The organism is Saccharolobus solfataricus, assembly GCF_900079115.1.
Classification (GTDB): Archaea; Thermoproteota; Thermoprotei_A; order Sulfolobales; family Sulfolobaceae; genus Saccharolobus; species Saccharolobus solfataricus.
In genome coordinates this window covers 2792175-2811923 of sequence record NZ_LT549890.1, presented here as the reverse complement: position 1 = coordinate 2811923, position 19749 = coordinate 2792175, and the positions used below count along the sequence as shown (strand labels likewise).

Sequence of the window (19749 nt, the reverse complement as noted above, 5' to 3'; positions counted from 1 at the left end):
ATTTTAATTTTCTAATCGTTGTGTGATAAGTATGAAGGAGTTTAAATTAGCGGTTTACGTTACGGCTCCAACTTTGAGGGGTCTTAACGAGGAAAGGATCAAGAAGCTTATTGAAAAATTTAAAGAATTAGGAGTAGTTAAAATCTATCTAGAAAATTATAGAGATGGAATAATGCTAGATGTTAACACAATGATTAAGTTTAAAGAGGTTTTTGAGAGGGAGTTTGAAGTTGCTGGAGGGATGGCAATTGGTACATGGGGTGAGGGTTGGGGTGAAATGGAGAATTATGGTTTTAAAGTAGCTTGTATTGCAGATGAAAGAAATAGGGAGATGGTAAAAAACGTAGTTGAAGAGCAAGCAAAGGTATTTGACGAGATAATTATTGATGACTTTTGGGCTAATTGGTGCCATTCTGAAAAGGATGTAAAACTGTTTAACTCAATGTATGGGGTTAATTTCACTAAAGGTACATTACTTAAAATGTTGAGAGATCCAGTTATATCGCGCTTATGGTGTGAGTACTCTTCCTCTCTAGTTTATAACGCTTCAAGGGATTATGTTGTAAAACCAGCAAAAAATGTAAACGAAAAAGTCAAGATAACTCTAAAGGTCGCTGAGTGGAGGGAAGACTTCTATCATAGAGGACTTAAATTAGATAAGTTAGCTGAAATCTTCGATAACATTTATGTTGGAACTGAGGCTAGGGAATATACGGCAAGATATGGTTCATTGTACATAGTTGATTACGTTAAAGGTCTAGTCGGTGATAAATTAAAGGGTGTATGGTTTGATACTTTCATAGGTGGAGAAGGTGGAGATTACGGTAGTTTTAAAACATATTTACAGCAATTTATCTTGAGCGCATTTGGTCTCACAGAGGAAATTACACTTTTCGAGGCTGGAGATATTTTAGACCCAGAGAGAAGGAGTTTGTTTGAAAGTATTATGGAAAATAAGGAAAAGGTACAGAGGTGGAGGGAAGACATTAGGGAATACGCCTCTATAGGTTTGAAGAGAATACCATTACAGCATTTCATGACTCAAAGGTTTGATAAATACGTAGAGGACCATCTAGGAATAATTGGAATACCGCTAGAGGTTTCTAATGTTGTAAATCCAAGTGATATATTGCTCATAACTGAGTCAGATATTTACCATCTAGATATTGTGGATTTACTTAATAGGGGAGTTAACTTAATGTTTACAGCAAGTGCAGCTAAAAAGCTTATTGAAGTCTTGGGGGATACTGCACTGAAAATTCTTGGTGTCGGTAACTTGATTTACGATAGTGTTAGTGTCAATGCGTTAACCAGGGATGGGAAAACGTTCTATTGGTCATATTACAAGAGGCAAGCCAATTTCCCTGTAGGACCTATATTTTCATTAAACGGAGCTACGCCAATCCTTTACGCCTATAACGGTGTCGAATTGCACCCAGTAGTCTTTCAGAACACTTACTCTAACTCTAAAGTTTACGTCCTATCACTTACAACTTACCTACCATATCTGATTTCAGAGTTCTACCCTAGTGTTGCAAGGCAGATAATAAGGGATATTGTTGGAGACCATATCGGAATAAGGGCTATCGCTACTTATCCCTTCTTATTTTCATTAATAATTAAAAGGGATGGACTGGTAACAGTATTAAATCTAAATGACTTTCCAATTAGGCTAACATTAAGTGTAGATCCCAAAAGGTACAAAATAAATAATATAGAAGGTATGAAAGTATTGCAATCTAATGAAAATGAGATTAGAATAAGATTAAAAGAAAACTCATTTGGTATAGTGAGACTTGAGAAAGTTTAGTGCCTTAATGGCTTTACTGGAGGTACGCTATTTAAGTGCTCTATTTCATCAGTTATTGCGCCATTTGTGGCGATTTCCCTATATACTAGTGCTGAGGGTCTCCAGTATAGTCTCTTAGTGTTGTAATCGACCTTTAACAGACCAAACCTCATAGAGAATCCTGAAGCCCATTCGTAATTATCAGCTAGAGACCAATGTAAATACCCTCTAACATCTGCACCACTATTTATTGCTCTATGAACTTGATAAACGTGAGATACTAAATAATAGGGCCTTTGATAATCGGCATCATCCGCAATACCATTTTCAGTAACGTACATATAGAGATGATATCTATTCCAGTATTTCGTCAAAACGTCATATAAACCTTCTGGGAAGAACTCCCAGCCGAAGTCGCTGGTTGGTAATCCCGCTAAACTTACAGAATTCCTCTCACATCCGTGACCGTAACCTCCTAAGCTAACGTATCCCTTTTCAGTCCTCTTCACAACAGTCCTAGTGTAATAATTAACTCCAATCCAATCCAATCTACCCTTTAGGTCATCTCTTACAATCTTCTCGTTTCCTCTGGTGATCTCACCTCTTATTATAGCATCAAAGAACCACCATCTATTATCATTTTCAGCCATCTCTACCGCTTCCATATCTTTATCCGTTAACGGCTGGAATGAGCTATTAGCGTAAATAATTCCAACTGGTTTTTTAGAAACACTCTTTATCCCATCATACGCTCTTGCGTGAGCTTGAATGATGTTATACATTGCCCTACGGGAAAGTTCAAAGCTTAGGTATCCTGGGGGAAAACCGGACTTAACACCAACGTATCCTAAACCTCCAACAACGTTAGGTTCATTCATTGTTGAGTACTCATCCACTAGATCATCGAATTTCCAAGCTATATAAGCTGAGAATCTAGCGAATTCGTAAACTGTTCTAGTACTTAGCCAACCACTTGGTCCAGTAAAATCTCCTCTTCTTACTCTTATTGGGTCGTGTAACCATAGAGGTAATGGCCAATGATACATGTTTAGTATAAAGTAAAGTCCTCTACTTTTAAGATCCTTGAATATTTCCCTGTAATGGTTTAATGCGTCTTTATTAGCGTACTCGTCAAGTCTCTTTAACTCGTTTTCGTTTATCTCAACCTCTGTCACATCTTGTTTTGATTCATCAAAGTTTTGTGGCCTTGGTAATGGATTAGGAAATATCCTAGACCATTCCACATTTAGTCTAGCTATTTTTAATCCCATTTTTTGTGCATTATCGTGAAATGTCTTATAGTTTCCCCAGTAGCCTGGCCCATTTTCTGGTAGATCTCCACTTACTAATCCCGCTGCCATGTTTTCTGGATCATGAACCCATTTATACCAGTCAGTATTTGGATCTTCTGACCCTGGTGTTCCCATTTCTGATTGAAATCCGGCCTGGGACCAACCAAACCTAAAGCTATTTGGAAATGAGTACATGACTTTATTTATGATTAATATTATTTAAGCTTTGAGCGAGTATCTTTTATGGTCAAGAATAGGGGAGATACCGAGAATCTTAGAATAGAGGATAGGATAAGCATAAGGTCTATTGAATATATTGGGTTATAAAATTGTGTAACGTAATTATATGCTACTCCTCCTAGTATTGATCCAGTCATCACTCCACAACCTACTGTCAAGTTATAAACTGCCAAGTTTCTCCTTATAGTATTGTCGTCTGAGTTATCGAATATATAGGCAATGTAAGTTACCGATCCAACAGCATTGGTAAATCCACTGGCTAGATTTACGATATATATCATATAAATGGAATCAGATAGGGCGTAAGATAAAGGATAGATAGTATAAAGAGCGCTTCCAAGGAAAAGCGTTAATTTTCTCTTAGTATCTGTCAATTTAGCAACAATCCTTTGAAACAAGATTGTTGTAACTCCAGTTTCTACGCTTAAGATTGCTATATTTTCATCATTCATGTGGAATTTGTACACTTGCGCTAACGGGAAAATCGGCCATGCTAATGATAATACCAGATTGAAGAGGAATATAGTAGTTAAAAATCTTTTCATTTGGAATGAAGCACTTTTAACTCGATTTTCTTCAAGTTTCGTATCCACCTCTATTTTTCTAGAAAGGTTAGCAGAACCAACTAGTATTATTCCGGAAATTAGGAAGAACTCCCTTATCAACTCTGTGTTGCTTTCCGTAATAAAACCTGTTACTAAAGTAGCAGCTAATGCGCCTATCGTTCCGTAAACAAGGTAAAGTGATAATGTGGAACCCCTACTATTCCTACTCACCCTATCCATTATTAAGTTCCACCCAAAATTGGCTATGCCAATACTCATTGTTATAATAAAATAAACAGTTAAGAATATCCAGTTAAAAGGTATAAACGCGCTTATGACCCATAGTAGACCATTAACTAATGTGCCTATAAATATTAAGAATTTAGCTTTAGATTTAATAAAGTTTAGGAAATATTGAGATATATTAGGAACTGCGTTAGTGGCTGAGGTAACTAATGCAAGTTCCTCTGAATTCATTCCAAAGTACGCTGAGACGAATGATATGAACGGACTTACCAAGTTGTTTGCAAGATTAGATAAGATTGCAAAAATTTTTAGATATTTCAACTATGTTCAGTAGTACTTTCCCATTAGTAAATTAAAAGTTAACTTACAATAGTGATAGGGAAAGAGATCTAAAATTCTAAATGTAGGCGTAATACGATAAGGTTATTTAGGGTAGAAAACTTTAAAAGAAATGGATTAGCTTCCACGATTTCTTTTCACAATCAAGTTAATTTTTGCGTATAAAGATGGATTGATTTAAAAGGGATCAAATTGAAATCATATTATATGGGGTATGTAGACGCTCACACTCACGTCTGGTTTAAAGAGACCTTACCAAAGGACTTCTTTTCTAACGATTCTGGATATGAGTATACTCCACCTAGCGTTCAAGAAATTATAAAGGAAATGGACAGTGTTAATATTGACTACATAGTTATAATAGCTTATCCCAGTAGAGAAATATGGCGTACTAAAGAGGATTTTCCAATTGCCATGATAAAATTTTTAAAGGAATACGGAAATAGGTTTTCGATAGTGGGGGGAATTGAGCCGAATAGGATAAGCCTCAACGAGGCTAAGGACTGGCTAGAAAGGCAATATGAGGCTGGGGTTTCTGGTTTTAAATTACACCCAGTCCACTCCCACGTAAAGCCAAACGCGTATAGGGAAGAGGAGGGTGGTCTAAAGCAGCTCGAGCTATTATACGAATTTGCTCAAGATCATAACTTACCAGTCGTCATTCACACCGGTACTAGTGTGTTTTTAAAAGCTAGGAATAAGTACGCTGACCCAATATTCGTTGATGATGTAGCCGTCGATTTTCCACAGCTTAAGATTGTATTAGCTCACATGGGAAGACCAAATTATGTACCTACTGCTTTCCAACTAGTTAGAATAAGGAGAAACCTTTACGGTGAAATCTCTTCCATTCCTCCCAAGAAACTATTGGAGTATTTGCCTAGACTTGAGGAGATAAGCTATAAGACAATTTATGGTAGTGATTACGGTGGGCCAGGTATAAAGAGTATCTCGTATAACTTAAGGGAGTTTCTCTCCTTAAACATAAGTGAAAAAGCTAAGCTCGATATGGGTAGTAACAATCCCAAAGCCTTATATAAGCCCTTAGAGTGAGATTTTTACTTCCTTATCCTCCGTTGACGACTTATATATACCATCAATAATAGAATGAAGAGTTACGCTCTCCTCACCAGTTATTGGAGGTTCCCTATCTGTTAAAATGCTATCTACAAAAGCATTTATCATTTCGAAGTATGGGTCAACTTTCCTTAAGACTGGTTTAGTATCAGTAAGGAAGTTCTCAGTTCTACTGTGGAAAGATATATCCACGATTGCCTCATGTCCGCTTCCCTCGATTCCACCCTTATCCCCTAATATTCTTACGTAACTTTTCTCCTCCACGTGAGATACGTTTGCTGACCAGCCAACTTCTAGTATTAAACTTACATCACCTTCAAGTTTTACTAATCCAACAGCGTAGTCGTCTAAGCTGAAATTCTCCGGATCCCAAGAACCCCAATTAAACTTTACCTCCTCCTTAACGTTTCCGAATTTCGTATATACCTTACCCATTACGCTTATTGGCTTTCTAAATTTTAACAAGCTAAGCAAATTATCTATTAAATAGCATCCTATGTCTAATAACGCGCCTCTTCCTCCAGAAAGCGTCTTATCAATGAATGTCGGAATACCTGGTATGCCTCTCCTCCTTACTAAATATCCATAGGCTACATAAGGCTCTCCCAATAGACCATTGTGAATAATTTCCTTACCGTATTGTAATGCTGGAGAAAATCTACTCCAGTATCCTACCATTAGCTTTAATCCCTTATTTCTAGCCGTATTAACTACCTCTTTAACTTCTTCTAAATTGGACCCTAGCGGTTTATCTACTAACACATTGACTCCCTTATTTAGCACATTTATGGCTATCCTAGAATGTAATCCCGTTGGTGTGACAATACTTACAGCGTTAAGCGATTCCTTTTCAACCATCTCCATATAGTCTAAGTAACATTTAATATTGAATTGGGAGGATACCTCTTCGCATCTTTCCTTTTTTACGTCAGCTACTGCTACAATTTCTACTTTATTTTTTAATTTAATCAATGGGATTAAATGTCTATTTTTTCCATGACCACCTACTCCTATGATACCGTATCTGATTTTCATTAGGTATAATATCCTTCAAAAGGTTTTAAACTATCATGTACTAAAATTTAATAGTGGTTAAAAAGATGGAAGAGATATCCCGTTAGAGATTGAGAACCTTATAAAAAATCCATGTCCTTATTAAAAAATATACTTATTTTATGGGATTTATATAGAATGTCTCTAATAATTAGTTATCTTCCGAGATTAGGAAGATTGGATTATATATTTGTAAGTTAATATAAGTCTAAGGGGCGGAAGCTTTAAAAACTTCAATATATACTTATACATTAGTGAAAGAAAAATGGCTTTACTACAGTTGAGGAGGAAAGAAGAGCAACCAAAGAAAGAAGATAATAGAGGAGAAGAGATAATATCAATCGATAAATTACCAGAAGAATACTTAAGACTTGAGTATCCAAATGATTGGAAATATCTGCAAAAGGTAAAAGGTTATAGTGTTTTTTGAAACTATAAATAGTTGTGTTCTCGTTTTATACATATGAAGTATGTTAATTTAGGTGAATCCGGAGTTAAGGTATCTCAAGTTGCCATAGGAACATGGTTTCTTCCTAGATTGCAAGAGAAGGATGAGCTGGGTATATATAAAGTAGACAAAGAAACTACATTAAAGATCCTAAAAAGAGCATATGATGAGGGAGTGAACTTCATAGATACAGCTAATAGATATCATGGAGCTATGGCACCAGTTGATCTTCCTCATGTTGGTAATGCTGAACGTATTGTTGGAGAATTTCTAAAAACTGTGGATAGGGAATCTGTTGTGATTTCAACTAAGGTCAGAGGCAAGATGGGTGACTTCGTTAACGGAGAGGGTTTATCTAGGAAACATATACTGTGGCAAATTAAGGAGAGTTTAAAAAGGCTAGGCACATCATATATTGACGTATATTTCATACATTGGCCAGACCCAGATACTCCAAAGCTAGAAACTCTGAGGACATTGAATAGTTTAGTAAACAACGGTTTAGTTTACTATCTAGGTGTTAGTAATCATTCTGCAGTAGACGTGATGGAATTCCTACAATTGAGCGAAAGGCATAACCTTGAGAAATTCATTGTAATGCAAGAAAAGTACAATATGTTAGAGAGAGATATAGAGAAAGATAAGGCAATTATTGCAAAGAGATTTGGTTTAGCGATAATGGCATATTCACCATTGGCTCAAGGGTTTCTCACTGGGAAATACGTGGACAAGAATGGTTGGAAGATTGAGGAGTTAAGTAGAGCTTCCATAACTGAAGATTTAAAGAAAAGATATTTTACTGAAGCTAACTTAAGGATATTGTTAGGCCTCAAGGATGTTGCATCAGAACTAGGAATAACTCTTTCTCAATTGGCAATTTCTTGGCTCCTAAAGAGGGGAGAACAACTTGGAATTACAGTTATTCCACTTATAGGAGCGAGTAAAATAGAACACTTGGAAGATAACCTATCAGCCCTAAATATCAATTTAAGAGATGATTACATGAAAAGAATAGAACAGATTTTTTAGGAATATCCGCATGACTTATAAATATCAAGGACTGCCTTTAAATCCCTTAAGGCAATTTCAGGAGGCATAGGTACTTCGGTATTATTTTTGACTGCCTTTACAAATCCCCTTATTTCCTCCTCTATTGGATTCACCTTTTCGACTTCTATTCTCTCCTCCTTACCGTCAACGTTCAATATTAGATCCCCATAAGCCTTCCCCATAACTCTCGTATTAGGATCTTCTATAATACTCCCATTTTCGCCATAAATCTCAAATGCTGGTACTTTGGGAGGATTTGGAGTTGTCCAGCTATACATTAATAAACCTAGATGTCCTTTCCTGAACCTAAGGGTAGCCAAGGTTAGATCTTCTCCCTCTATTCCCGAGAAGTACTTTCCACAAACTCCCCTTACACTTTCGTATTCCCCACCTAAGTTCAGCAATGTATCTATGAAATGAACTCCACCATCTATAAGCGCTCCTCCTCCCATTTTCTCCTTTTCTCTCCTCCACCCCTTTGGTTGATACAAGTGAATTGATCTCACAATTATTAGGGATAAATTACCTAATCTAGGTAAAAGTTCTTTAGCCTTTCTAACTGATGATTCAAAGTAGAACTGCTCCAAAACCATGAATTTTCTTTTGGTGTCTTTTGAAGTGTTTATCAATCCCATAGCCTCTTCTATTGTTCTCGCTATTGGTTTTTCTAACATTAAGTGCTTTCCAGCCTTCATTGCCATTACTCCCATGGGGTAATGCTGATCATGGCTCACTAGTAAGTCAACAATATCAACATTCGATTTTATAACGTCCTCGTACCTTGTAAAATAACCTTCAGCGTTAAACTCTTTCATACATTCTCTTGCCTTTTCCTCGTTCCTACTGAAAACATAATACTCTATTCCACTTATATTTCTCATAGCCCTTAAATGTACTTTTCCGAAGCCGTCACATCCAACTACAGCAATTTTCATAGTCCTATTCTCTTGTTTTTTAAATATTTAAACATTACCTTTTATCGTGCGGTAATAGAAATCTTTTTAAGTTAAATCAAAAAATAGGGCTATTTGTGAAGAAAGCATCTATAGTGACTTCGAAGTTCAAGGCAGAAGTTAAGACCGATTTGGATAAAGATTTGAATTTGAAAGAAGAGTTGGTCCAAATTGACGGCAATAAGATATTGGTTTTCGACGGCGATAAAGAAATATTTCGTATAGAGAATGTGATAAAACTCTCATTAGAGACCGGTATAAGTGTTGATAAGTTAATAGGCTATACTTCTGACGGTAAGGAAATTGAGATTGCTTATTTTACCAAGAGAAAAGAGGAATTATTCAAGAAGGTCATTGACGCGTTTAATAAAGGTGAGCAGATAGAAGTAAAGGATGAGGAGAGAGAAGAGACTACAAAAGTTGGTGTAAGTACACTAAGGTGGCTTTGGACCATTGCTTCTAGATATAGAAAGACCATGATAGTTGGCGCTACTCTCTCCTTAATTACTACTGGTCTTAATTTGGTTCCTCCATACTTACTTAAAATATTAATAGATAGCGTATTGTTATCGCCATCTCATCCTTCTACTCTCTTCATTAACATTATAATATATTTAATAGTATCGTATTCGGCACTAGCCTTACTGTCATCTATTCAGAATAGAATACTAAACAATCTCGGTTCTAGAATAATAAACGATTTAAGGGAAATACTTTACAAACATGCGATTAATCACGATTATTCATTTATAGAGAGAATATCTCCTAGTAGGATACTCTCTAGACTTACAACTGACGCTGGGAATACAAACTGGCTATTGGTTTGGGGGTTACCCACACTTGTTACGAACTTATTTACAATAATTGGAATAGGAGTTATTTTATTTACATTAAATCCTACGTTAGCAGCTTTCATATTAATCCCAGTACCCGCAATTATATATCTGATAATCTCATATAGAAGAAAGTCACATAGGCTCTATCATAGAAATTGGAGAAGAAGTGCTGATATTACCTCTAGAATAAATGATACCATACCCAACTTCCTCGTTGTTAGATCTTTTTCCAAAGAGGAATATGAGTCCAAAAGGCTAAGGGAAATGCTGAATAAGCTTTACGAATCCAGTGTTGCAATTAATAAGATGAACTCCGTATACTGGCCTTTAATGGGATTCATAGTTAATCTCTCAACTGTATTAATATGGTGGGTAGGAGGACATGAGGTAATCTCTGGCATTATAGAAATAGGCGTAATAACAGCGTTTATAGCTTACGTTTCTCAGTTTTATGGACCAATCAATAATCTAAGTAACGTCTTACCATTCATACAACAATCATTAACTTCTGCAGAGAGGATTAGGGAAGTATTAGAAGCCAAACCTCAAATAACAAATCCGGAAAACCCTAAGAGACCTAATATGCCTGCTGAGATACGTTTTGAACATGTTTACTTCGGTTATGATCCACACTTCCCTGTAATTAAGGATATCAATATTGGCATAAAGCCAGGGGAGAAAGTCGCAATTGTTGGTAAAAGCGGTTCTGGAAAGAGCACAATAGCTAAACTACTTCTGAGGTTCTATGACGTTAATGAGGGTAGAATTCTAATTGATGGTATAGATATTAGAGAAATAGATTTAAATTATTTAAGAAGGAAAGTAGCCTACGTACCTCAAGACGTAGTATTATTCGATACCACGGTAGGATATAATGTTGCATATGGAACAGATAATGTAAGCGAGATTGACATAATTAGAGCGTGTAAAATTGCCAAAATCCATGATGAGATAGTTAAGTTACCATTCGCTTATGATACAATTTTAGGGGAAAGGGGAACGTACCTATCAGGAGGGCAGAGACAGAGGTTAAGTATTGCGAGGGCAATTATAAAGAATCCTGACGTGTTAATATTCGATGAGGCAACTTCTAATTTGGACGTTACAAGTGAGAGAGAAGTTTATGAAACAATGATAGATGTCTCTAAGGGTAAGACGGTGATAATGATAACGCATAACGTGCATGAGGTTATGAATTCAGATAAGGTTATAGTCTTAAGTAATGGTAAAGTGGTGGAGGAAGGAAAACCAATTGAGTTGTTAAATAAGAAAGGGGAATTTTATAAAATGTTTAAGGAACAAATTAATGAGGAAAATATCTTTTCCAGAATGAAACGCAATAGCGAAGAAGAAAAAATTATTACAAATCTTATTGATACTAGCAATGTGAAGATAAATCAATCAATTAGGAGAAGTACCGTAGATGTTATTTATAAAGGGAAGGTCTACAAGGCTTTAGTGCCAAAAATGTTATTTCCAATAACTAAACCGACGTTTATAGGTCTTTATGACGAGAGCGGTAAGGAGATATTCTTGATAGAGGATTACACTAAACTAGAAGAAAACTCTCGTAAAGTATTAGAGAATGCATTAGCTTATAATAATTTAATATTCCTAGTTAAGAAAATAAATGGAATTAATATAAAGGGTGATCAATTGGAATGGGACGTAGAAACTAATAGAGGTTTAATAAAGGTCTACACGATTGGAAGGAGAAACGTAGTTGTCTTAGAGTCTAAGGTGGTTTTGATTGATAAAAATGATAATCTTTACGAAATTGATCTGGATAAAATAGATAAGAAGAGCTTTAAGCTCTTGGTTGAAACTGTTTAAGGAACCATTGTGGAATATCTATTTTTACTTCTCTACCTTCTAAAGCTGATTTATATATACTTTCCAGTATTGCTACTCCTATTGCACCTTGTTCTGCTGAACACAATGGGTATTCTGGAAATCCTTTTGAAATGGATTCCATTACAGTTCTCCACACCTCTCTATATACGCTTCCTTTTTGTTGAGTTAAAGGGCTACTGATGAAGAGTTCATCCTCTATATTCCGCATGAAATTTAACACTCCATTATCTATATGTATTCCACCATTATCGCCCAAAATCACTACTTCCATTTTGTTTTCTTTTATATATGAAGCCCAGCTCACCTCCACGTATGCTGATATCTCGTCTCCTAATTTTAAAAAGGCTGAGCCAAAATCTTCAACCTCAACCTTAAAGTTAGGCAAGTTAGGCGAGGGATAAGCAGAGAACTTAGTTTTGTCCTCAGAGAAAGCATTATATGTCTTACCTGTAACACTTTTAGGCGTTGGGAAATCTGAGAGGAAAAGTAATAAATCTATGATGTGTGTACCTATATCAAATACTGCCCCACCTTTTGCTAAATCCTTTTTAATGAAGGTTGGTGATGTAGGTATTCCTCTCTGTCTTATATAAAATCCTCTCATGTGGTATATTTTACCTACTTCACCACCTCTTATCAATTTCTTAGCAATTAACATTGCTGGGTTAAACCTATTTTCATGACCTACAACTAATATCTTATTTCTTTTCCTCGAAGCTTCTACTAGTGTTAAAGCCTCTTGAAATGAAGTAGCCATTGGTTTTTCCACGTAAACATTAGCATCATTATTTATGGCATCTAATGCTATAATTGCGTGAAGGCTATGGGGTACTGCTACTAAAACAAGGTCTGGATTTTCATTCCTTAACATTTCTTTATAATCTAAATAACCTTTACACCCCGTTTTTTGAGAGAGATCTTTCACTCTTTTTTCATCTATATCTGCACAATAATCCACTTTTATTCCTAGGTCAGTTAGTGCTGGAATATGAGCACCAGTTACCCATCCTCCCAGTCCTACAATTCCTAATTTCATAGCTAACACTTAATTATTGGATTTAAAAACTTTATTTGAAGAGATGCTTTGTTGATCTATTGGATATTTTTTATTAAGCTACAATCATACTTGTTTCAATTAATGTATAGGTACACAACTTGGATTCGTATTGATCCTTGAATACTCCGGAAAGTTCAATAAGTCCACAAAGTAGATGTTTAAGAAACCTCTTTTATTTTCAAATAGAGTAGTGACATTAATATTCTCATTACCCCTATCCCAATTAACATGATATTTATGGCAACTACTAGACTGAACCAATCTGAAATAACATTGAACATCACACTTGAAATTGTTGAACCTAAAAGCGCGGCGATTCCATTAAACATATTGTATAAAGCTATGTTGATTCTCTTTTCGTAATAGCTAGAGTGGTCAAATAGGAACGCAGTGTAAGAGATTGAGGCAGAGTTAGTAAATCCAGAAACTAGATTAGCAATATATATCTCGTAAGGTGTGGTGGAAAATGCATATGCAAGTGGGAAAGTTGCTAAGGCAAATCTACCAAAGAACATAACGTATTTTCTATGTCTGTCAACTAATCTACCCACGAGCCTCTGTAATGCTAGGGTGGAAGTTCCACCTGTAACGTTAATTATAGCAACCTGAAATTCGTTCATATGGAACTTATATACTTGAGCTAACGGAAAAATTGGCCACGCCATTGACCATACAAACGTGAAGATGAAGTTAGTCAAGATGAATTTTCTCACTTCAAGATTTGATGAAAACAATCTTATACCATTACCCCTTGCAAATTCCGCGTCAACATCGGAATTGTAAATTACGTAAGCGTTAAAAACGTATATTAAACCAGCGATGATAAAGAAGTACCGCATTAAGTCTAAATTATTACCTACGATAAATCCAGTTATTAAGGTAGCTATTAAACCACCTATTGAGGCGTAAAAGTTATAGTACGCTAACGTTCTTCCCCTATGAGTTGTACTTATTTTATCCAAAATGAGTAACCAACCGAAGTTCGCTGCACCAAGAACAGCAGTTATAATAGAGTAAACCAACACGAAATATTCATTGTATATCATGTAAACCCCTATTAATATCCACAGTAAACCCCCAAACAAACTTCCAATTGTAATTAACTTTTTTGCTTTTATGTACAGATTTGCTAACGCATATTGGATTATCCCTGGAAACGCAGTATTAGCAGAGGATGCTATTGCCAATAATGCACCCGTTATTCCATTGGATGCAGTAAAGAATGATATGAAGGGATTTACGAGACTAATAGCCAAATTGTTAAGCAGTGAGTAGAGTCTCAGTGTCTTCAACAGAGGTCATAATGGGAATTAATAGTTTAATCTTTTAAAGTTATTCCCTTTAAAATTTTTGGAAAAAACATATAATGATTAGCTATTTAAAAGTTTTAAAATTAATTCTGGTTTAGTTGGCATTGTATAGATGTTTTTACCTATGGCGTCTTCTACAGCGTGAAGAATTGTTGGAGTTGATGCAATGGTTGGCAGTTCTCCTATTCCCTTAGACCCTAATGGGGTGTCTGATTTAGCCAGTGCTAGAGACTTCCACTCCACTTTAACAGCTTCCATAGCAGTGGGAATAACGTAATCGGAGAAGTTAGAAGTTATTAATGAACCCTCTGGTGAGTAAACAGTTTCCTCATATAGTGCTTGGGAAATACCTTGAAGAGCACCTCCATGAACTTGTCCCTCAGCTAAAAGTGGATTTACAACAACTCCCACATCGTCAAACGCCTTGTACTCCAATACTTTTACAAATCCAGTCTCCCTATCTACCTCCACCAGTGCCATATGTATTCCATAGGGAGAGGTATAAGGTCTAATTGTGTAAGAATATTGCTCCTCTGGATATACTCCCATACGTAATGCTTCCCTAGCGGTATCAGCTAAACTCATTTCGCCCTTTTTATGGTAGAACTTCCCATTCTTATACTCTATTTCCTCAGGCCTTACACCTAACTTTTCACCTACAACTCTAAGCAACTTCTCTTTTAATCTTATTGAGGCTTCGTATACTGCAGAACCTCCAACTGTTAAAGTTGTACTGCCGCCAGTTAAACCTCCATGAGATATTAAATCCGTATCTCCCCATAACACATCAACTTTACCTACATCAACGTCGAATACCTCAGCTGCTATTTGTGCAAATGCAGTAGCGTCTCCTTGCCCATGCGGAGTAAACCCACTCACTACTTGAATCCTACCGTTTGGTGTAAGTTGAACCCTAGCAGTACCTGTCCCGAAGGACGCTATCTCTGATACAATAGCTACTCCCACTCCAGCTAACTTACCCTTAGCCCTTAACTCGTCACGTTTTCTTAATAGCTCATGATAAGACGGTTTAGCGATTTTTAATGCCTCCCTGTATTTTCCGCTATCATAATACATTCCAGTTGGAGTATTATAGTGACTTACCTCATCAATTATATTAACTTCTCTAATCTCAAATTGATCAACACCTAAAGCTCTAGCTCCAAGGTTAAGAATTCTCTCTATGAAGTAAGTAGCCTCAGGTCTACCAGCACCCCTATAGGGACCTATAAATGTCTTATTAGTGGCAATACCTAATACCTTAACCTTTATGGCATTAACCTTATATCTGCCGACCAATAATCTAGCTGCCGTAGTAGCCATTCCGAAGGAATCCTCATAAATCTCCATTATTGGAGCACCTAAATCCATGATCAAAGTTCCTTCTATCCCCAATAACTTACCCTCCTTATCAAAGGCAGCCTTAAACTTTAATCTCATGTCCCTTCCGTGATTTGTCGACATAAACTCTTCAGTCCTAGTATTAAACCACTTTATAGGCTTCCCAGTAAGAACTGCCAAATAGGATATTATAACCTCTTCGGGATAAATGTAGATTTTGCTACCAAATGCTCCTCCGACAAAAGGCTGGACTACCCTCACATCATTTACTCCATACTTAGATAAGAATTGTAAAAGAGTGTCCTTTAATCCAAATACATTCTGTGTACTGCTCCATACCGTTAGTCTTCTTCCATCAAAGTACGCTACAGCGCCCCTAGGTTCCATTGCTGATGGAATTACTCTTTGGTTTATGATCTCGGCTTCAACTACCTTATAAGCTTTTTTAAATGCGGAATTTACATCTCCTATCTCTACATTATCTTGTAATACAATATTTGAGCTTAAATCACTTTTAGCCTTTTTAACATCTTTCAAAGCTTCCTCAACATTAATAACTGAAGGTAATGGTTCGTATTCCACTTCCACTTGTTCAGCTAAATCCCTAGCCTTGTATTCATCTTCAGCTAAAACAACTGCTAATGGTTGCCCTTGGTAAATTGCCTCTTCTTTAGCTAATCCGATGAGCTCTGGTAAATCCTTAGCGGTGTAGCACAACGCACCTTCTGGGCATCTTATACTCTTTATCTTTGCATGTGAATACTGGCTTCTTATAAATACTGCGTAAAGCGTACCCTTAAAGTCAATATCGTATACAAATCTGCCTTTTCCGGTAATTAAAGAGGGATCTTCTATTATCCTCTTAACGGGTCTTCCTATTTCTCTTGCCATGAGTTAAGATATGCTCTTTATTTATAAAAACTTTATTACGATAGTCTTTTCGTAATACAGTTCTTGGTAAACTTAACAAGTAAAGGATAACTATATTAACCCATTTAAAAGAGTTCAAACCTTATCTCTTGAAAGGGAGGCCAGGACAACTCCCCGTTAAATCCCCATAACCCCCTTTACTACCCCATTTGTCCTGGCCCTATCCCATAAATACATATTGAAAATCTATGCTTAAAAACTTTACTTTCATCATACTAAGTAAAAAGTACATTTTCTGTAATTACAGTATAGAAACTCCAAACTTATCAGTTATGCTATTAAATGTATTTTTTTAAAAGGCAGAATATAATCCTCTAGCTACTTTAGGTATGAAGTCCTCTACTTTTTGCGGATCAAAACTAATCTTCCTCCCATTTTCAGCTGAAAGGTAGGCATGCATCATAAGTTGGACTATTAATAATCCATCATACCAATTCTCAAAAGGCATCTTACGGGATATAAAAGACTCAACCATATGCCTATCCTCTCCTTGATATCCGTAAACCACTGCCTCATCAAGTATAATCGGCATAAGTCCTTGATCAGCATTTTGTTTCTCGACGAAAGCTTCAGACTGGGGAAGTTTAATGTTCCTGCTAAAGAACACTGAAAGTTCAGATTGTAGAGTATTGATATTAACACTGTATTCTGGTCCTAACACTTCTACTGATAACCTAAGCCCAGGCCCAACATAGTTCCACGAAGTTCTAGTCTCCGCCAATACAGAATTACCTAAATCGTCCTCATAAGTTACTATGGTTAGTGCATAATCCTCAGCCGGTTCCTTTAAGAAGTCCACGTTATACTTTTCCTTTAAATATTGAGCGTACTCTTTCTTATTCCACTTCAACGTTTTTGTCTCCGCATATACAGTTTTCGGCTTAAGTGAGGATTTAGTCTTTGCTGGGTCAGTAAGTAAAAATCTAGTTGCCTCTAAACTATGGCAAGTCATATCTATTAATGCCCCTCCACCGGAAATAGTCGGTCTCCAAAACCAGCTATTATGAGGACCAGAGTGCTCTTCAGCTGCTCTTGCTAAATATGGCCTTCCAGAATTCCTCGATCCAATCTCCCAAATAGCTTCTCTAGCCCTCACTACAGATGGCATAAAGATTTGATTCTCCAAATATCCATGCAATAGCCCAGCCTTCTCTACTAATCTAATCATCTCCTTAGCTTCCTTCACGTTTCTTGCCAGTGGTTTCTCTATCGTTATTCCGTGTATATTGGACCTTCCTTGAGAAACCTCTTCAGCAATTAACTTTGTGTATTCTAAATGTACGTCATTGGGAACGGTTAACCATACTGCATTAATCTCCTTATCAGAGAGCATTTTACTTATATCACTATACACTTTAGGTTTCCCTAATCCTAATTGCTCAGATAACATAGCGAATTCTTTAGATGAGTTTAGATTTCTTGAATATACTCCCTTGACTTCTACATTTCTAACTCCCACTAATCCCCTTAAATGAAACTTAGCCGAAAACCCACTTCCTACGAATGCAATACCTAGAGTCATAAAATAAGTTTATAATAATAATTAAAAAAGATTGGTATCGGTTAGACTCTTATTAAGCAACCAGATTTAGCCCTAACCACTCCTTGGCAAGCATCCATATCCTCTTTCACGCCTACGTTAAGTCCATATTCTTTATCTTCCCATGTGTGATTTAAAACTGCTAGTAAGCTATCTCCCTTTCCTTCAAGATACTGTATTTCAACACCATAGTTTTGCATTGGAAATCTCTGTTCGATATTAGCTATTTTTGCAAGATAATTGTAAAATGATATGCGATTTTCCTTCATTGTCTCGTAATTTGAGGAAATCAACTCTAGAGGTACTGTGGAGAGAATAACATTACCCTTCCCTCTTTTAGCCAAAAAAGCTACGCCAATATTACTGTTTTCATCTATCCCTATCACTTTAGCGTCCTTCTCTTTAAACGAATATGTATACATATTTGTTTGTCCTAAATCGAGTACAAGATTGTTCTCTAATAATCTAACTCTCTCTGGTATCTTAACTCCCCTACTTCCTGCTGGATTATTAGGCATTACGCCAAAAAGTTCCTCCCATAGGTGTGTCGCAGACATGTGTGTTAAGGTGTAAGTTGAGAAGTAGACACTAGTACCATTTTCAACAATCTTTAGTAATTTCCTCCACGTTGTTGTAAGTAGTCTAGTAACAGAGGGTATTATTAACAACTTATAATCCGACAAATTTTGATCATCTTCTCTTACAAATGTAACTTGAATATTAGATAATCTAGCGAATGCAAATGCTTGATTTAACACTCTAGCGAAATCCCATCTTCTATCTTGCTCTGGGACAAATTGAAAATTCCTATAAAACCAAGAGGGAACTAGTATTGCTGAATCCCTTCTAGGTACCTTATAGGATGACAGATCTATATCCTTAGTCTTTTGACTGAACTCCTTTATTACTTTAGCTGCCATCTTCTCACTTCCATCTTGTCTTATTATTCCAAAGGTTAGTTCATGAGGTTCCCATAGATAAGGCTCATCATCCTCTCTAGGGAAGTCAGAAAAACACCAGATTAGTGCTCCATCAGCTCCATAAACTAGTGCCCCCCTTAGAATTAACCCTATAAATCTAGCGTGACTCTCTTCAGAGTAAACCGCGGTTGGAAATCCAAATTCTTCCAGAATTACTGGCAATCCCGCGCTCCTATCATATTCAAGTATCATGAAGTATCTAATCGAATGTCTAATTGGGTCTTGATCGTACTGATAGATATGCGGTGAGGCATAATCTACAATTCCCTTAACGTTTTCCGGTCTTAAGAAATTATGGGAGAATGGAGAAACGTTGTCCCCGACTGAGATCAAATGTTGATCATCAATCCTTTTAATGTAATTGTATAATTCCCTAAGCCATCTCAAGAATATATTGTCATTTTGGGGTATTCTCACTAACGATATTTCATTTGTTAGTATCCATCCCAGTATCGCATTGTTTTGCTTAAAGCTTTTAACAACATCTTCTATAAATCTCTTCGTTTGGTCGACCTTGTCATAAATTGTATTTTCACTATCCCATGGGATACTCCAGTTCTTTCCGCTCATATGACCTACTATTAAGGTTAATAGAACCTTTATGGAATGTCTATTTGCCTCCTCCAAAAATATCTCGATTTTACTTTTGCATTCTTGCCTTAGATTACCTTGCTGATCTGCACAATCTTCATCTAATATGAACGCTCTTATAGTATTTGTGCCTAGTCCGCTCATCAATTCGAAATCTCTCCTTATCTCTTCAATTTCAAATCTACTCCACATTTTTATATTAGATATTCTAGGCCAATAGTTGAAGCCTAAGAAAAACGTTTTCATACTTTAGAGTCATAATTTCATATTTATATACT

The 19749-nt window shown here is 36.4% G+C and carries 14 protein-coding genes; 5 read left to right on the top strand and 9 right to left on the bottom strand.

The window, feature by feature from the left end; all coding sequences use genetic code 11:
• The first annotated feature begins 31 nt into the window (after positions 1-31).
• A complete protein-coding gene (locus SSOP1_RS14915; protein WP_009992678.1) occupies positions 32-1810 on the top strand; it encodes a hypothetical protein in 1779 nt (592 codons plus the stop codon).
• Here SSOP1_RS14915 and bgaS read toward each other — a convergent pair.
• Together bgaS and SSOP1_RS14905 are read right to left on the bottom strand one after the other, a co-directional pair.
• Complete coding sequence (bgaS, locus tag SSOP1_RS14910) at positions 1807-3276, bottom strand: beta-galactosidase BgaS (RefSeq protein WP_009992676.1); 1470 nt, start codon at positions 3274-3276, stop codon at positions 1807-1809. The genes SSOP1_RS14915 and bgaS overlap by 4 nt on opposite strands.
• Positions 3277-3296: 20 nt before the next feature.
• Positions 3297-4433, bottom strand: coding sequence for an MFS transporter (locus SSOP1_RS14905; RefSeq protein WP_009992673.1), 1137 nt, complete (start codon positions 4431-4433; stop codon positions 3297-3299).
• A gap of 225 nt (positions 4434-4658) precedes the next feature.
• Between SSOP1_RS14905 and SSOP1_RS14900 the strand changes: the two genes are divergently transcribed.
• Complete coding sequence (locus SSOP1_RS14900; protein ID WP_009992672.1) at positions 4659-5504, top strand: amidohydrolase family protein; 846 nt, start codon at positions 4659-4661, stop codon at positions 5502-5504.
• Here SSOP1_RS14900 and SSOP1_RS14895 read toward each other — a convergent pair.
• Positions 5496-6563, bottom strand: coding sequence for a Gfo/Idh/MocA family protein (locus SSOP1_RS14895; protein WP_009992671.1), 1068 nt, complete (start codon positions 6561-6563; stop codon positions 5496-5498). The genes SSOP1_RS14900 and SSOP1_RS14895 overlap by 9 nt on opposite strands.
• 283 nt (positions 6564-6846) lie before the next feature.
• On the opposite strand from SSOP1_RS14895, the gene SSOP1_RS17450 reads away from it, so the two are divergent.
• Both SSOP1_RS17450 and SSOP1_RS14890 read left to right on the top strand, forming a co-directional pair.
• On the top strand, positions 6847-7011 hold the full coding sequence (locus SSOP1_RS17450) for a hypothetical protein (RefSeq protein ID WP_009992670.1): 165 nt from the start codon (positions 6847-6849) through the stop codon (positions 7009-7011).
• A gap of 33 nt (positions 7012-7044) precedes the next feature.
• A complete protein-coding gene (locus tag SSOP1_RS14890) occupies positions 7045-8058 on the top strand; it encodes an aldo/keto reductase (protein WP_009992669.1) in 1014 nt (337 codons plus the stop codon).
• Here SSOP1_RS14890 and SSOP1_RS14885 read toward each other — a convergent pair.
• On the bottom strand, positions 8055-9014 hold the full coding sequence (locus SSOP1_RS14885; protein ID WP_009992668.1) for a Gfo/Idh/MocA family protein: 960 nt from the start codon (positions 9012-9014) through the stop codon (positions 8055-8057). The genes SSOP1_RS14890 and SSOP1_RS14885 overlap by 4 nt on opposite strands.
• Before the next feature lie 95 nt (positions 9015-9109).
• Here SSOP1_RS14885 and SSOP1_RS14880 point away from each other — a divergent pair, with 95 nt between their 5' ends.
• Positions 9110-11701 carry an ABC transporter transmembrane domain-containing protein gene (locus SSOP1_RS14880; protein WP_009992666.1) on the top strand — a complete coding sequence of 864 codons (2592 nt, stop codon included), beginning with the start codon at positions 9110-9112 and terminating at the stop codon, positions 11699-11701.
• Here SSOP1_RS14880 and SSOP1_RS14875 read toward each other — a convergent pair.
• The 5 genes from SSOP1_RS14875 to SSOP1_RS14855 form a co-directional block, all read right to left on the bottom strand.
• A complete protein-coding gene (locus SSOP1_RS14875; RefSeq protein WP_009992665.1) occupies positions 11676-12767 on the bottom strand; it encodes a Gfo/Idh/MocA family protein in 1092 nt (363 codons plus the stop codon). The genes SSOP1_RS14880 and SSOP1_RS14875 overlap by 26 nt on opposite strands.
• A gap of 170 nt (positions 12768-12937) precedes the next feature.
• Entirely contained in the window at positions 12938-14071 is a 1134-nt protein-coding gene (locus tag SSOP1_RS14870) for an MFS transporter (RefSeq protein WP_009992664.1), read from the bottom strand.
• Positions 14072-14149: 78 nt separating this feature from the next.
• On the bottom strand, positions 14150-16321 hold the full coding sequence (locus SSOP1_RS14865; protein ID WP_009992661.1) for a xanthine dehydrogenase family protein molybdopterin-binding subunit: 2172 nt from the start codon (positions 16319-16321) through the stop codon (positions 14150-14152).
• A gap of 331 nt (positions 16322-16652) precedes the next feature.
• Positions 16653-17882 carry a Gfo/Idh/MocA family protein gene (locus SSOP1_RS14860; RefSeq protein ID WP_009992660.1) on the bottom strand — a complete coding sequence of 410 codons (1230 nt, stop codon included), beginning with the start codon at positions 17880-17882 and terminating at the stop codon, positions 16653-16655.
• 41 nt (positions 17883-17923) lie between these two features.
• Positions 17924-19717 carry a glycoside hydrolase 5 family protein gene (locus tag SSOP1_RS14855; RefSeq protein ID WP_009992659.1) on the bottom strand — a complete coding sequence of 598 codons (1794 nt, stop codon included), beginning with the start codon at positions 19715-19717 and terminating at the stop codon, positions 17924-17926.
• Positions 19718-19749: the final 32 nt, after the last annotated feature.